The 13,943-nt window shown below is 45.5% G+C and carries 12 protein-coding genes and 1 tRNA gene; 10 read left to right on the forward strand and 3 right to left on the reverse strand.

The window, feature by feature from the left end; translation table 11 throughout:
- Positions 1 to 268: 268 nt before the first annotated feature.
- The 6 genes from proB to ACI2I2_RS21785 all read left to right on the forward strand — a co-directional run bounded on the left by proB (position 269) and on the right by ACI2I2_RS21785 (position 6,258).
- Positions 269 to 1,372: a glutamate 5-kinase gene (gene proB, locus ACI2I2_RS21760; protein WP_330985849.1), complete on the forward strand. Its 1,104-nt coding sequence runs from the start codon at positions 269 to 271 to the stop codon at positions 1,370 to 1,372.
- Between the two features lie 10 nt (positions 1,373 to 1,382).
- Positions 1,383 to 2,636 carry a glutamate-5-semialdehyde dehydrogenase gene (proA, locus tag ACI2I2_RS21765; RefSeq protein WP_404659858.1) on the forward strand — a complete coding sequence of 418 codons (1,254 nt, stop codon included), beginning with the start codon at positions 1,383 to 1,385 and terminating at the stop codon, positions 2,634 to 2,636.
- 103 nt (positions 2,637 to 2,739) lie between these two features.
- A tRNA-Thr gene (locus ACI2I2_RS21770) sits at positions 2,740 to 2,815 on the forward strand.
- 163 nt (positions 2,816 to 2,978) lie between these two features.
- Entirely contained in the window at positions 2,979 to 4,190 is a 1,212-nt protein-coding gene (locus ACI2I2_RS21775) for a phage integrase central domain-containing protein (RefSeq protein WP_047738129.1), read from the forward strand.
- 340 nt (positions 4,191 to 4,530) lie between these two features.
- Complete coding sequence (locus tag ACI2I2_RS21780) at positions 4,531 to 5,547, forward strand: glycosaminoglycan attachment site (protein WP_224394541.1); 1,017 nt, start codon at positions 4,531 to 4,533, stop codon at positions 5,545 to 5,547.
- 180 nt (positions 5,548 to 5,727) lie between these two features.
- On the forward strand, positions 5,728 to 6,258 hold the full coding sequence (locus ACI2I2_RS21785) for a hypothetical protein (RefSeq protein WP_052951379.1): 531 nt from the start codon (positions 5,728 to 5,730) through the stop codon (positions 6,256 to 6,258).
- A 73-nt stretch (positions 6,259 to 6,331) separates the two neighbouring features.
- Here ACI2I2_RS21785 and ACI2I2_RS21790 read toward each other — a convergent pair whose 3' ends face one another.
- Genes ACI2I2_RS21790 through ACI2I2_RS21800 form a run of 3 tightly spaced genes read right to left on the reverse strand, consistent with a single transcriptional unit; the run spans position 6,332 to position 9,924 of the window.
- A complete protein-coding gene (locus ACI2I2_RS21790) occupies positions 6,332 to 7,258 on the reverse strand; it encodes a hypothetical protein (protein ID WP_404659859.1) in 927 nt (308 codons plus the stop codon).
- Between the two features lies 1 nt (position 7,259).
- Positions 7,260 to 8,330, reverse strand: a complete 1,071-nt coding sequence (locus tag ACI2I2_RS21795; RefSeq protein WP_047738122.1) for a UvrD-helicase domain-containing protein — start codon at positions 8,328 to 8,330, stop codon at positions 7,260 to 7,262.
- Positions 8,320 to 9,924, reverse strand: a complete 1,605-nt coding sequence (locus tag ACI2I2_RS21800; protein WP_404659860.1) for an ATP-dependent nuclease — start codon at positions 9,922 to 9,924, stop codon at positions 8,320 to 8,322. The genes ACI2I2_RS21795 and ACI2I2_RS21800 overlap by 11 nt, the downstream gene beginning before the upstream one ends.
- Positions 9,925 to 10,140: 216 nt before the next feature.
- Here ACI2I2_RS21800 and arsR point away from each other — a divergent pair, with 216 nt between their 5' ends.
- From arsR to arsB, 4 genes are all read left to right on the forward strand, one after another.
- Entirely contained in the window at positions 10,141 to 10,491 is a 351-nt protein-coding gene (gene arsR / locus ACI2I2_RS21805) for an As(III)-sensing metalloregulatory transcriptional repressor ArsR (protein WP_000060257.1), read from the forward strand.
- Positions 10,492 to 10,538: 47 nt separating this feature from the next.
- Positions 10,539 to 10,901: an arsenite efflux transporter metallochaperone ArsD gene (gene arsD, locus ACI2I2_RS21810; protein ID WP_105528823.1), complete on the forward strand. Its 363-nt coding sequence runs from the start codon at positions 10,539 to 10,541 to the stop codon at positions 10,899 to 10,901.
- 17 nt (positions 10,902 to 10,918) lie between these two features.
- Entirely contained in the window at positions 10,919 to 12,670 is a 1,752-nt protein-coding gene (gene arsA, locus ACI2I2_RS21815) for an arsenite efflux transporter ATPase subunit ArsA (protein WP_404659861.1), read from the forward strand.
- A 47-nt stretch (positions 12,671 to 12,717) separates the two neighbouring features.
- On the forward strand, positions 12,718 to 13,943 hold a 1,226-nt coding region (arsB, locus tag ACI2I2_RS21820), incomplete at its 3' end, for an arsenite efflux transporter membrane subunit ArsB (protein ID WP_404659862.1).

Genomic DNA, 13,943 nt, shown 5'->3' on the forward strand with positions numbered 1-13,943 from the left:
CCTGATTTATAAACGCGCTGTTATTTGGGAACTCGCCCGATGTAAAAAACAGGAAGGGTTGTAACCTTCAGAAATGAAAGTTTTATGACAAAGTAAGAATAATTTTAAAAAACTGTGATTAGCTATTTCTGTCATAAAAAAGTCATTTTCTGCCGCTACGCTTCCTGATCCCGCGCAACAAAGTAAGCCGCAACCCGTTGTGGGAGTTGGCAAGCGCCTTGAGTCCTGCTAAAACGTCCTTTTCCTCCTTATTGAATGGCAGAGAAACATGAGTGACAGTCAGACGCTGGTTATCAAACTGGGAACCAGTGTTTTAACCGGGGGTTCGCGCCGCCTTAATCGCGCCCATATTGTCGAGCTGGTGCGTCAGTGCGCCCAGTTGCATGCCGCAGGGCATCGCATTGTGATTGTGACCTCCGGGGCGATAGCCGCCGGACGTGAGCACCTTGGCTACCCGGAACTTCCTGCCACCATCGCTTCTAAGCAACTGCTGGCCGCCGTCGGCCAGAGCCGTCTGATTCAGCTCTGGGAACAGCTGTTCTCTATCTATGGCATTCACGTCGGGCAAATGCTGCTGACACGCGCCGACATGGAAGACAGAGAGCGCTTCCTTAATGCGCGAGACACCCTGCGAGCGCTGCTGGATAACCATATCGTTCCCGTTATTAACGAAAACGACGCGGTGGCGACGGCCGAAATTAAAGTCGGCGATAACGACAATCTGTCTGCGCTGGCGGCAATCCTTGCCGGTGCGGATAAATTGCTGCTGCTGACCGATCAGCAAGGCCTGTTCACAGCGGACCCGCGCAATAACCCACAAGCTGAGCTGATTCAGGATGTTCACGGCATTGATGATGCACTGCGTGCCATCGCCGGAGACAGCGTTTCAGGGTTAGGCACGGGCGGCATGGGCACCAAACTTCAGGCCGCTGACGTGGCTTGCCGCGCAGGCATCGACACCATTATTGCTGCTGGCAGCCGTCCAGGCGTGATTGGCGATGTGATGGAAGGCATTGCCGTCGGCACGCGCTTCCATGCTCAAACGTCACCGTTGGAGACCCGCAAGCGCTGGATCTTCGGCGCACCGCCTGCCGGTGAAATCACGGTGGATGAAGGCGCTGTGTCGGCAATTCTGGAAAGAGGGAGCTCATTGCTTCCTAAAGGAATTAAAAGCGTGACAGGTAACTTCTCCCGTGGTGAAGTAATCCGTATCCGCAACCTTGAGGGTCGCGACATCGCGCACGGCGTCTCCCGCTATAACAGCGACGCCTTGCGCCGCATTGCCGGACACCACTCACAGCAAATCGATGCCATTCTTGGCTACGAATATGGCCCGGTTGCCGTCCATCGCGACGATATGATCACCCGTTAAGGAGCTTTCAATGCTGGAACAAATGGGCATAGCTGCCAAAGCGGCCTCGTACAAACTGGCGCAGCTTTCCGCTCGCGAAAAAAATCAGGTTCTGGAAAAGATTGCTGATTATCTGGAAGCACAGACCGCCGATATCCTCTCCGCGAATGAGCAGGATCTTGCAGAAGCCCGTAGCAACGGCCTGAGCGAAGCGCTGCTGGATCGTCTGGCGTTAACACCTGCACGCCTGAAAAGCATTGCCGACGATGTTCGACAGGTGTGTAACCTCGCCGACCCGGTAGGGAAGGTGATGGATGGCGGCATGCTGGACAGCGGCCTGCGCATCGAACGTCGCCGCGTGCCGCTCGGCGTGGTCGGTGTTATCTATGAAGCCCGCCCGAATGTCACCGTGGATGTCGCCTCTTTATGCCTGAAAACCGGCAATGCGGCTATCCTGCGCGGCGGCAAAGAAACCTGGCGCACCAATGCCGCTACGGTGAAAGTGATTCAGCAGGCGCTGGAAGAATGCGGATTGCCAGCGGGAGCAGTACAGGCCATTGAAAGCCCGGACCGCGCGCTGGTAAGTGAAATGCTGCGCATGGACAAATACATCGACATGCTGATCCCACGCGGCGGCGCTGGGCTGCACAAGCTGTGCCGCGAGCAATCCACCATCCCGGTGATCACCGGTGGGATTGGCGTGTGCCATATCTATGTTGATGATTCTGCTGAGTTTGACCCAGCCCTGAAGATTATCGTCAACGCGAAAACCCAGCGTCCAAGCACCTGTAATACAGTCGAAACGCTGCTGGTGAACAAAGCGATTGCTGAAACTTTCCTGCCAGCGCTAAGCAAACAAATGGCAGAAAGCGGTGTGACGCTGCATGCCGATGCGAATGCTTTGGCCTTGCTGCAAAATGGCCCGGCGAAGGTGGAGGCGGTGAAAGCGGAAGAGTATGACGACGAATACCTGTCGTTGGATTTGAGCGTGAAGCTGGTGGACGACCTCGATGAGGCTATCGCTCACATTCGCGAGCATGGCACCCAGCATTCCGATGCGATCCTGACCCGTACGCTGCGCAACGCCAATCGTTTTATCAACGAAGTGGATTCATCAGCGGTCTACGTCAACGCTTCAACCCGTTTCACCGACGGTGCACAGTTTGGTCTCGGTGCTGAAGTGGCGGTCAGCACCCAAAAACTGCACGCCCGTGGCCCAATGGGCCTCGAAGCGCTGACCACCTACAAGTGGATCGGCTTCGGCGATGATACGATTCGTGCGTAACTGAAAACGGGTGATGCAAAAATAGCCGATTGATTCATAAGGCCATTGACGCATCACCCGCAGAGTTTTAAGCTTTTTCCCGTCCACACTATTCCGCAGAAAAGCCGATATAGCTCAGTTGGTAGAGCAGCGCATTCGTAATGCGAAGGTCGTAGGTTCGACTCCTATTATCGGCACCATTTCAAACTCTTCCCAAGTCTACCGAAATCAACTAAAAGCCCGTATACTGCGGTTTCTGGCCCGTATCTTATCTCCTGTTATCAACTGGACTCAACCTAAATCAAGTCGCAGTTGGGGGCATAAGTGGGGGCATTCTGTGTTCGGTCCAGGGAGATGCCCCCAATGAAACTTAATGCGAGACAGGTAGACGCTGCTAAACCCAGAGAGAAAGCCTATAAGCTGGCAGATGGTGCTGGTTTGTATCTTGAGGTTGTTCCCTCTGGTTCCAGATACTGGCGGATGAAGTATCGCTTCAATGGAAAAGAGAAGCGTATGGCTTTTGGTGTCTATCCAGCAGTGTCCCTTGCACAAGCGAGGGCACTACGTGATGAAGCCAAGAAAAAGCTGGCCGAGGGCATCGATCCGTCTTTCGCCAAGAAAGAAGAAAAGCTGGTTCGCGATGTGCAGCTCAACAACACGTTTCAGGCTGTGGCACTTGAATGGCACGGAACGAAGGTGAGTCGGTGGTCAGAAGGCTATGCCTCCGACATTATCGAAGCTTTCAATAAAGATATTTTCCCCTATATCGGCCAGCAGCCGGTGAATGAAATCAAACCGCTGGTTCTGCTGAATGTGCTGCGTCGAATGGAAAGCCGTGGCGCGACAGAGAAGGCCAAGAAGGTTCGCCAGCGTTGCAGTGAAGTCTTTCGTTACGCCATCGTTACCGGTCGTGCGGAATACAATCCTGCAGCGGATCTAACCAGCGCAATGTCAGGGCATGAATCGAAGCATTATCCCTTCCTTACTGTTGAGGAGTTACCAGACTTCTTTAAAGCTCTCGCAGGCTACACAGGAAGCCCGTTAGTTGTTCTTGCCGCTCGTCTGCTGATCCTTACGGGAGTTCGTACTGGCGAGCTCCGAGGTGCTTTCTGGAGTGAATTTGAACTTGAGAAAGCGGTGTGGGAAATCCCTGCAGAGCGTATGAAGATGAAACGGCCTCACCTTGTCCCCCTCTCTATCCAAGCGCTGGAAATCGTACAGCAGCTCAAAGTAATGTCCGGGCAATATCCGTTGGTGTTCCCAGGGCGCAATGATCCACGTAAAACGATGAGTGAAGCGAGTATTAATCAGGTATTCAAACGGATTGGGTATACGGGGAAGGTAACGGGGCATGGTTTCCGTCACACGATGAGTACGATTTTGCACGAGGAAGGGTTCAATACCGCATGGATTGAAACCCAGCTTGCGCATGTTGATAAGAATGCGATTCGTGGGACGTATAACCATGCGTTGTATCTGGAAGGGCGAAGGGAGATGATGCAGTGGTATGCGGATTACATTGGTAGTATTGGATTATCTGGACTCATAATTGCTTCTTTCAATACAACTGTTTAAGCGGAAAGAAAGGATCACAATCTTAAGTTTGGTACCTTCAAAATGGAGGTACTGACAGTGTTTTTTTGATATTAGCTCGCGTTAAGCTTTTGGAGAGATTATCTTCTTTATTGCAATACGTGAAGTTCCGTGTAGTACTAAAACAGGCTTGATGTAGTGAGGATGGTGTAACACAGTCTATCTATTTTATCCACTCATTCGGATTCCGATTTACATGAATCCGGATGTTTTTTGGGTAATGAATTTATTCCTGCAATATAGAAAATTTTTGATTTGAAAAGCTCTTTTCCTAGGGTAACTCCTGTAGAATACTTACGGCTTACCATCTGAGGAATTAAAAATGGACTTATTTACCGATGTGGTTTCATTAGATAAACAACACCCAATATATAAAATTATTAAAGAAGATGAATACTGGGCTGAGCGTGATGTTTTAAATGAATGGGCCCAAGGGTTAAAGGACAGAGATGGTAAATTCGTTAAAGAATTTCAGACGACCTTCGAACCATGCCTATGGGAACTATATATACATGCGTATATGAAAGAAATTGGGCATATTTGTGACTTCTCATTTGATGCTCCTGATTTTGTAATAGTTAGAGAGCACGAGTTTTGCATTGAAGCTACAATTGCATTACCTGCTATAGGACAACCACCTGCTCACAGCTTTGATAATAATACAAAATTGGGGGAGTTTAATGAATTCAACTCTCAAGCAGCGATCCGTATAACCAATAGTTTCATGGGGAAAGTAAATAAGCTAAGAGAGCGCTACTCAAAACTTGAGCAATGCAGGAATAAACCATTCGTTATAGCAATTGCTTCATTCGACAGACCTTTCTCTCATTTTTCTGCTAGCAGACCGATTCTTGCAGCGATGTATGGCCTGTATCATGATGAAGAAGCAACGATGGCATCAAACGCAGAACAGGTTATTTCTTATAATGTTGATACTGCTCTAAAGAATGGACGTACTGAGATTGATATGGGACTATTTTGCACTCCTGATTTTTCAGATGTCAGTGCAGTCATTTATAGTAGCTTGGCAACTTGGGGTAAATTAAGAGCGCTGGCTGATAACCCATCCGCTCCAACTGTTTTTCAGATATTCACCCCTAATCCAGACTCTATTTATCCAAATGTCCATACAGCACAAAAATGTGACTATAAAGAACACCTTTTGGATGGTTTGTATGTGCTTCATAATCCTTTTGCAAAGAACCCATTACCCCCCGAGGCGTTTGGACACCCTAGAATTGCTCAGTGCTATATGAGAGAAGACGGATATTTAGATTTTGAAGCGCCAGATGATTTTTTGTTGCTTAGATACTTAATTTCACTTAAGTACACCAAATAGTACATCTACAGCTAATCTGGTGTGCATGAGGTTTACAAAAATAATGTCGTCAGTTGGTTTTCATTCTCCTGTTCAATAGTTTGGCATCGGGTTTAATTTTGGTATGATGCTTTTATAGGTTAAGGTTCATGGAATGTTAATATTTGATAATTATGGTTTGTCTGAAATCAGGATAAAGATATGACTATTAGGAATGAAGATGTTCACCAATATAACTATATGATTGAAGAATTAAGTTTGCAAGATAACCTTGAGGATTGGTCAAAGTGTTCAGAGCTATCAATAGTTGATAAGGAATATAAAAAAATTATTTATAAACTAGCCATCAAATTATGGATTAAGCGCAAAATAGGCGATGGCACTTTGCTTTTACATCCAGACATACAAGAAGAATTAATTAGAAGAGATTTTGAACCACTGTCTCTACATAAAAAAATGATCTGGGCTAGTCAACTAGCATCTTATAATGGTCAGGATAGTCGAGAGTATTTTAAACGAATAAAAAGAAAGATAATTGCTAAGTATGGGGTTGTTTGGTGGGAAGATGTTTATAATAGAGTGAAACCCGCATATGCTACAAGGCAGCGGCTATTAAAACAGATTGACAATATAGGCGGTGCAACAGGTTATTTTGCCTCAAAAAGTAGTTTTCTTGGTGGTGTATTAATGGAAACTAGGATGGATATATTAAAAATGATTCCAAAAGAGTAATGTTTACATATTTGGGTTGGAAATGTGTACAAATCTCTATTGCTTAAAAGATATTTGACAATAGCGAATTGAATTATTTAATGATATTGGTTTTTTTTGCCGATTGAATGAAATACACCCAGGAGTGGTTATTTTTATTTTCAATGTTTCTCAATGTGTCTCTTGCTCCATAATAAATCCCAAATGGATTTGCAATTGAAGGGAATGGTAGGTTGCTTAATACTGCTTCCATAATGGATTTTGTGATGTTAGGTCTTATTTGTGAAGCTAAATCCCATAAGGCTTCATCTAAATCAGAATTAAGTTCTAAATCGATATTTTTGTCATTCTTCTCGATGGAGAAATATTTTTTTCTAAATGCTTTAATATATTTATCTTCTCTTAATTCTAAAACTTGCTCCCAGGTTAGTTCTTCAAAGTTTGGGATGATTAGGTCAGTTGCGAAAAGGTTTTGTATGTTGGATGTTTGTTGGGCTGAGTTAACCGCTGAGGCAACCACGGGGGCAAAGTTAATATGAAGGTTTTTATGGTTGTTTTTCAATAGGAAATTAAATCCAAGATCGGAGCTAATATCTCCCCAAACTATGCTTGCTGCCTTATATTCACTATTATGGTTATGAATTCCCATCTCTTTGTCTATGAGGGTTCGTCCCCATGAGAATTTAGATATGGTCTCACTTTGATGTTCTGAAACATAGTTCCTGGCTTCATTATTTAAGCTTTCTGGGTTTTCGAATAAATCCCATAAATCGATAAATAAATCTTGGAATTTTTTATTTTTGGAAAGATTTAGTTTCTTTTTTAAATCTTTTTCATCACTTGCAAAAGTTGATGTGTATTCAGTTAGACTTGCGAATAAGTTATTGTTTCCTATTGGGCATCCGTATCTATTGAATATTATTTTATCAAATAAAATAGCATATCTTTTATATATTCCTTGGATGGAAATGTTTGAGCGCTTAAAGTTTATAACATTAGAAAATGATGAGTAAACGTCCATTTCATGGTTTCCATATTGGTAAGTTTGATTGCCCAGGTTTCCCCACGACTATTGCCACGCTTTGCTGAGCTCTCGTAACTGCAACATAAAATGTTGCGGCGGCAGTACTTTCAAGATACTCGTTTTTCTGAATAAAAGTCTCAATTCCTGAGGTCGGAATTATTAGGATTCGTTCGAAAGTTGAACCTTTAGATGCTTTGAAATTAATAAAATCGAAATTATAGGCCTTACCGCTGCTTTTTGAGTTTCTCAAGCATTGTGGTTTAAATGTTTTGATGTAATCTTCAACATGCTCCTTCATTACAAGAAAAACCCCATCATGACATGTAACAGTGTGATTTTCAGATTTTGTTTTAGGAAAACCCCATTCAGGTGAAAAAATAGTATCGGCGTAATCAGATATTAAATGATGACATCTCCAGGTTGTAAAACGTTCAATTATCTTTATTATTCCTTTCTCTTCTCTTTCCAAAAACCAAGAAAGCATATTAGTATTTTGATATTTTTTATGCTTACTTCCTCTTGGATTGGTTGATAGAACAGCTTGCCGCATGTCTCCAACCATTTTCAAATTGATAGCTGTTGCTAACAAAGAATCTAATATGTCTAAATCGTAGCCGCTCAAATCCTGAACTTCATCAATAAGTATTTCATCATAAATAGACTCAAGTCTAAAAATTAATGCACCTTGGCTTGCATTAATCAGTTCTGCACTTAGTCGAGCTAGTTCACAAGCGTAAGCATGGTTGTTTTTATCTAAAAATCTGTTGATACCCTTTGCCATCATGTATGGCCTTCCATCAAAGTTAAATCCCAAAATTCTTTGTCCAGGGAATTTATAGGGGAGGAACGGTTTGGCAAAATGTCGGATTAAAAAAGTGTACCACCCAAGCACTTCAATATGTAAGCTGTTTCCTGCACAATGAGATAACCGATTGCGAATTTCATTTTGGTTGAATTGAGTAAATGTTAAAACTAATACTCTTTTTTGACCATCTATTCTCGCACAATGATCAATGATTCCTTGTGTTTTTCTTGAACCTGCTACAGCCAAGATTAACTCATTGTTCATAAATAAACCTTATCGCATCGCTCATGTATTTAGGTGGTGTGAGTGCCTTTTTTGAGACCGAAATTCTCAAGGCCCCTTCTGTTTTTTCTCTGCTCATCCATGTTAAAAGATCTGCTCTATCTTCTATGTTTAATACTTCACGAAGTAACTTTTCACCATTGTGGTGAATTAGTTGTGGCTCTAATGTTGTCCCTGTAACTACACTTCCAATAAATAGCTCTCTTCTGTTTTTTTTCAGCCATCCTTGAACTGGGAGCGCAAGATCTTCTGGTGAAATTCCATCGTTATCTCGGAGAGAGGCAACAGGCCTATCGAGAGCGGCACATAACTCCAAACATTTTGCTAGTGATAGTCCCCTCATGCTTATAACATCAATACCGACCTCCATAGGGCGCAGCTGGTATGTATCTTTGAAAAAACGTTCGAAAATTATTTCGTCAGATGGGCCTTCGACCAATACCACTTTTTTTGCCAAGACCATTCTGAGTGTGTCGTAACCAGGCAGTTTCTGGAAATAAGAAACAGTATCTGGAGATAGGCCATTGATTCTGCTTACAGATTCATTGCCAATTAAAATTAACGAATCTAGTCCGAGTCTATTCAATACGAAAGTACTATGCGTTGTAATGAACAATTGCTGACTAGTACTGGATAACTTTTCGATTCGAGAAAGTAGTGTTGATAAACTGGTATGTGAAAGATGGTTCTCTGGTTCTTCTATCATCACAAATTTTGTCTTTTCAGCGTGACGTCCCATAGACAGAGAAATTTTGATGGCAGCTTGTTGACCTTGCCCAGACATAGAAAAAGGGACCTCATTGACATGAGGGGATACAACGCCTTCCCAAGAGGTTCGACTACTTTGATCCATATCTAAAATGATGGTTTTATCATGTAATGAGGCATTTAATTTACTTATTCTTTCATTGATATCACCAAGTACACCTCCGGCCATAGATGCTTTAACTTGTCTGTATGATAAGGATATTTTTGCCCTTTCTATTGGAGCAAGATGATCATTAATTATTTGCCTTAAATGATAGTCGATTGATGTGGAGGACCTAACAGTTTTAGAATCTATGATGGCAGTTGTTAATTGCCGAGGCCTATTGAGAAGTTTCTCATCAGCAAAAGAACGCCATTCTATACGGTAGAATTCTACAGGTAATATTTTAGTAGGGCTTATAAGCCATTGTTCTATCTCCTCATTATATTCACTATTGGGCAGTACATGGAATAATACACCAGGGCATGCATTTGTTGGATGGTCGCTATTAATAGCTCCACATAGATTTTGTAATTCTGGCGTATTATCAAAAAAGAGCTCAATTTTAATATCAGGTAGACTAATGTTTTCACCTCTTTGTCTTCTTTCAACAAAATCAGCGACTAGCTCTGTATTAAACCAATACGGATTTAATTCATCATTAGCTCCTTTTCCGTTGATTCTGCCTGTTAGCGCTAAGGCTATTGCTTCCATTAGGGTTGATTTTCCAACCTCATTCCCCCCAACTATCAGGTTGAGCTTTGGATTTGGCTCTAAAATCAATTGCTTGTAGATTCTGTAACCTGAGATTTTAATCTTTTTTATCACATTCTATTCCTTGGCGCATAAGCCAGCTAAATCAACAATGAAGTGTGTATTCTAGGAACTGTATAACACTTTAATTCACTAGATTTTAGTGTGTTAGCCGTAATTATTGATCGTTAGCAAAAAAATCCTTCTAAATAACACATATGTTTTTTCGAATGTGAATATTGATTTTGGTCCTTATGGGAGTATCCTAACTTCAATAGGACAGGAGGCCAGATGTCACTAACATCCTTACAACTCTTCAAAAACCTCTCCGATGAAACCCGTCTAGGGATCGTACTGCTGCTCAGAGAGATGGGAGAGCTGTGTGTGTGCGACCTTTGCACTGCGCTAGAACAGTCACAGCCCAAGATCTCCCGCCACCTTGCAATGCTTCGGGAGAGTGGCCTATTGCTGGATCGCAAGCAGGGGAAATGGGTTCACTACCGCTTATCCCCGCATATTCCTTCCTGGGCTGCTCAGGTGATTGAGCAGGCCTGGTTAAGCCAACAGGACGACGTTCAGGCTATCGCCCGTAAGCTGGCATCGGCCAACTGCTCTGGCAGCGGTAAGGCTGTCTGTATCTAAAAAATTTGCCTGTACATATATGTTTTTACGAATGTGAGGTGTTAAAGATGAAAACGTTAACGGTGTTTGATCCGGCAATGTGCTGCAGTACCGGCGTATGTGGCTCAGATGTCGATCAGGTTCTGGTCGATTTTTCTGCTGATGTTCAATGGCTGAAAGGGCGTGGGGTCCAGATCGAACGTTACAACCTCGCGCAACAGCCGATGAGCTTCGTTGAGAACGAAAAAGCGAAAGCATTCCTTGAAGCTTCTGGAGCTGAAGGGCTTCCGCTGCTGTTACTGGATGGTGAAACGGTGATGGCCGGGCGATACCCGAAACGCGCTGAACTGGCTCGCTGGTTTGGTATACCGCTGGAAAAGGTGGGTTTAGCTTCCACCAGTTGCTGTGGTGGTAAAACTTCCTGTTGTTGAGTATGTCAGGAGGACATATGAAATTCTTACAGAATATCCCGTCTTACCTGTTTTTCACCGGTAAGGGAGGTGTAGGCAAAACTTCGATTTCCTGCGCAACGGCTATACATCTGGCTGAACTGGGAAAGCGTGTTCTGCTTGTCAGTACCGACCCGGCTTCTAACGTCGGTCAGGTATTCGATCAGACTATCGGTAACACTATCCAGCCCGTGACTGCTGTTCCTGGTCTTTCGGCTCTGGAGATTGACCCGCAGGACGCCGCCCAGCAATATCGAGCCAGAATCGTTGACCCTATTAAAGGTCTTTTGCCTGATGACGTTGTCAACAGCATCAGTGAACAGCTTTCAGGAGCTTGTACGACAGAGATTGCTGCGTTCGACGAGTTTACTGGCTTACTGACCGACGCTTCTCTGCTGACCCGCTTCGATCACATCATTTTTGATACAGCGCCGACGGGCCACACGATTCGCCTTCTTCAGCTTCCCGGAGCCTGGAGCAGCTTCATCGAAAGTAATCCGGATGGTGCTTCCTGTCTTGGGCCGATGGCGGGGCTGGAAAAGCAACGCGAGCAATATGCTCATGCGGTTGAGGCATTATCCGATCCTGAACGAACTCGCCTTGTGCTGGTCGCGCGATTGCAAAAATCAACACTGCAGGAAGTAGCCCGTACTCATGACGAATTATCAGCTATTGGCCTTAAAAATCAGTATCTCGTCATTAATGGTGTCCTGCCTGCGAGCGAAGCAGAACGTGATGCACTGGCCGCTGCGATATGGCAACGAGAGCAAGAGGCGCTGGCAAATCTTCCTTCCGGGTTATCTGCATTGCCGACAGACAGCTTATACCTACAGCCGCTGAACATGGTTGGTGTGTCCGCATTGAAAGGCCTGCTCAACGAACACGCTGAGATATCATCGCTTCCTGAACAAAGCGCACAGAACAAGCCAGAGAATATGTCGTTGTCTGTCCTGGTTGATGATATCGCCCGCAGTGAACACGGTTTGATTATGCTGATGGGCAAAGGTGGCGTAGGTAAAACCACGATGGCTGCTGCCATCGCTGTCAGACTGGCGGATATGGGATTTGATGTCCATCTCACCACCTCAGATCCTGCTGCACACCTGAGTACAACGCTCAATGGCAGCCTCAAAAATCTGCAGGTCAGCCGAATCAACCCTCACGATGAAACTGAACGCTATCGTCAGCATGTTCTTGAGACGAAAGGCAGGGATCTGGATGAGGCAGGGAAACGGCTGCTCGAGGAGGATTTACGTTCTCCTTGTACAGAAGAGATTGCGGTGTTCCAGGCGTTTTCACGCGTAATCCGTGAAGCAGGCAAACGGTTTGTGGTCATGGATACGGCACCTACCGGTCATACGCTATTACTGCTTGATGCTACCGGGGCTTATCACCGTGAGATTGCCAGGAAGATGGGGGATAAAGGTCATTTTACCACTCCGATGATGCAGCTTCAGGACCCGGAACGTACCAAAGTCCTGCTGGTCACTCTGCCTGAAACCACACCTGTACTGGAAGCAGCAAACCTGCAGTCCGATCTTGAGCGTGCGGGGATTCATCCCTGGGGCTGGATTATCAATAACAGCCTTTCGATTGCACAGACGCATTCACCACTACTTTGCCAGCGCGCCCGACAAGAGCTTCCTCAAATCGAGGCTGTGAAGAACCAGCATGCAAGCCGCATTGCGTTAGTACCGGTAATGGCTGCAGAACCCACTGGCATCGAGAAACTCAGAGAGCTGGCCGTTTAATTTTTTTGTATATACAGGGCGGCAGAGCCGTCCTGTCTGGAGGATTTATGTTACTGGCAGGCGCTATTTTTGTCCTGACCATCGTTTTGGTTATCTGGCAACCGAAGGGATTAGGGATCGGCTGGAGTGCGACACTGGGCGCAGTACTGGCGTTGATCTCTGGCGTAGTCCATTTTGGTGATATCCCTGTAGTGTGGAATATTGTCTGGAATGCGACGGCGACCTTTATTGCCGTGATTATTATCAGCCTTCTGCTCGATGAATCGGGTTTTTTCGAATGGGCGGCGCTGCACGTTTCACGTTGGGGTAACGGTCGCGGGCGTTTGCTGTTTACCTATATCGTCTTGCTTGGTGCAGCGGTGGCGGCGCTGTTTGCCAACGATGGTGCGGCATTGATTCTGACTCCAATTGTCATCGCCATGCTGCTTGCATTAGGTTTCAGTAAAGGTACTACGCTGGCATTTGTCATGGCCGCCGGGTTTATTGCCGATACGGCCAGTCTGCCGCTTATCGTGTCCAACCTGGTTAACATCGTTTCTGCAGACTTCTTTGGGCTGGGTTTCACTGAGTATGCGTCGGTAATGGTGCCGGTGGATATCGCAGCCATTATCGCCACGCTGGTGATGCTGCATCTGTTCTTCCGCAAAGATATTCCGCCGACTTACGACCTGGCTCTCCTGAAAGCACCGGCAAAAGCGATTAAAGATCTGGCAACCTTCAGAACCGGCTGGATAGTGTTGATCCTTCTTCTGGTTGGCTTTTTCGTTCTTGAGCCGTTGGGTATCTCGGTCAGCGCGATTGCTGCTGTAGGGGCTGTCATTCTGTTTGCGGTGGCGAAGCGAGGCCATGCCATTAACACTGGCAAAGTGCTTCGCGGTGCGCCATGGCAGATAGTCATATTCTCTCTGGGAATGTATCTGGTGGTCTATGGTCTGCGTAATGCCGGACTAACAGAATACCTCTCCGGTGTGTTGAACGTGCTGGCAGATAAAGGACTTTGGGCCGCGACGTTTGGTACCGGGTTCCTGACGGCTTTCCTGTCTTCCATCATGAACAATATGCCTACCGTGCTGGTTGGCGCTCTCTCTATTGATGGCAGCACCGCAACAGGCGTTATCAAAGAGGCGATGATTTATGCCAACGTGATTGGCTGCGATCTGGGACCGAAAATTACACCTATTGGTAGCCTGGCAACGCTGCTCTGGCTGCATGTCCTTTCACAGAAGAACATGACCATCACCTGGGGATACTATTTCCGCACCGGGATCGTCAT

Origin of the sequence: Scandinavium sp. NPDC088450 (assembly GCF_044900545.1) — a bacterium.
Classification (GTDB): domain Bacteria; phylum Pseudomonadota; class Gammaproteobacteria; order Enterobacterales; family Enterobacteriaceae; genus Scandinavium.

Bases quoted from the DNA above. Each gene is read 5' to 3' on its own strand.
- proB (WP_330985849.1), top strand. From the start codon at position 269: ATGAGTGACAGTCAGACGCTGGTTATCAAACTGGGAACCAGTGTTTTA.
- proA (WP_404659858.1), top strand. From the start codon at position 1,383: ATGCTGGAACAAATGGGCATAGCTGCCAAAGCGGCCTCGTACAAACTG.
- ACI2I2_RS21775 (WP_047738129.1), top strand. From the start codon at position 2,979: ATGAAACTTAATGCGAGACAGGTAGACGCTGCTAAACCCAGAGAGAAA.
- ACI2I2_RS21780 (WP_224394541.1), top strand. From the start codon at position 4,531: ATGGACTTATTTACCGATGTGGTTTCATTAGATAAACAACACCCAATA.
- ACI2I2_RS21785 (WP_052951379.1), top strand. From the start codon at position 5,728: ATGACTATTAGGAATGAAGATGTTCACCAATATAACTATATGATTGAA.
- ACI2I2_RS21790 (WP_404659859.1), bottom strand. From the start codon at position 7,258: ATGGACGTTTACTCATCATTTTCTAATGTTATAAACTTTAAGCGCTCA.
- ACI2I2_RS21795 (WP_047738122.1), bottom strand. From the start codon at position 8,330: ATGAACAATGAGTTAATCTTGGCTGTAGCAGGTTCAAGAAAAACACAA.
- arsR (WP_000060257.1), top strand. From the start codon at position 10,141: ATGTCACTAACATCCTTACAACTCTTCAAAAACCTCTCCGATGAAACC.
- arsD (WP_105528823.1), top strand. From the start codon at position 10,539: ATGAAAACGTTAACGGTGTTTGATCCGGCAATGTGCTGCAGTACCGGC.
- arsA (WP_404659861.1), top strand. From the start codon at position 10,919: ATGAAATTCTTACAGAATATCCCGTCTTACCTGTTTTTCACCGGTAAG.